This window comes from Streptomyces tendae (assembly GCF_014650435.1).
Classification (GTDB): Bacteria; Actinomycetota; Actinomycetes; order Streptomycetales; family Streptomycetaceae; genus Streptomyces; species Streptomyces tendae.
Map to the genome: position 1 here is coordinate 1 of NZ_BMUY01000085.1, position 770 is coordinate 770.

At 71.7% G+C, this 770-nt stretch carries 1 protein-coding gene; it reads left to right on the top strand.

Features of this window, described 5'->3' with window-relative positions:
- The coding region (locus tag IE258_RS40735; RefSeq protein WP_229892790.1) for a beta-ketoacyl reductase at positions 1 to 770 on the top strand (770 nt) is incomplete at both ends.

A 770-nucleotide genomic window follows, 5' to 3' on the forward strand; every position in this document is an offset into this window, starting at 1 on the left:
CGACGCCCTCGCCCAGACCCGGCGCACCGAAGACCTCCCCGGACTCTCCCTGGCCTGGGGCCTGTGGGCCGACGACAGTGCCATGACCGCCGGACTCGCTGAATCCGACCGACACCGGATCGCACGACTCGGCGCGGAACCACTGAGCGAGACCGAGGGCCTCGCCCTGCTCGACCGAGCACTCGGCGAGGACACCCCGGGCCTCCTCGTACCGGTACGACTCAACCGTCCGGCGCTGCGTGCCCAGGCCCAGGCGGGCACCCTGCCCATGCTGATGAAGGCGCTGGTCCCCGCGACGGTACGGCGTCAGGCCGCGGCCGGCGCTGCGGGTGTGGTCGCGGGCGGTGGCCCGCTGGCCGACCATCTCATCGGCCTGTCGACGGCCGAACGAGAGGAGCGCGTCCAGGACTTGGTCCGCCGCGAGGTCGCGGGCGTCCTGGGCCACGCCTCGCCGGACGCCATCCAGGCCACGCAATCCTTCAAGGAGCTGGGCTTCGACTCGCTGACCGCCGTTGACCTGCGAAACCGTCTCACCGCGGCGACGGGCCTGCGCCTGCCCGCCACGCTCATCTTCGACCACCCGACGTCCGCCGCCCTAGCCGACCGCGTCCTGAACGACCTCGTCGACGACAGTGCCGAAACGCCCGCGCACTCCGCCCGCACAGTCGTCATGGCCTCCAGCGAGCCGGTGGCGATTGTGGGGATGGGGTGTCGTTTTCCGGGGGGTGTGGTTTCTCCGGAGGGGTTGTGGGAGGTGGTGTTGTCGGGGG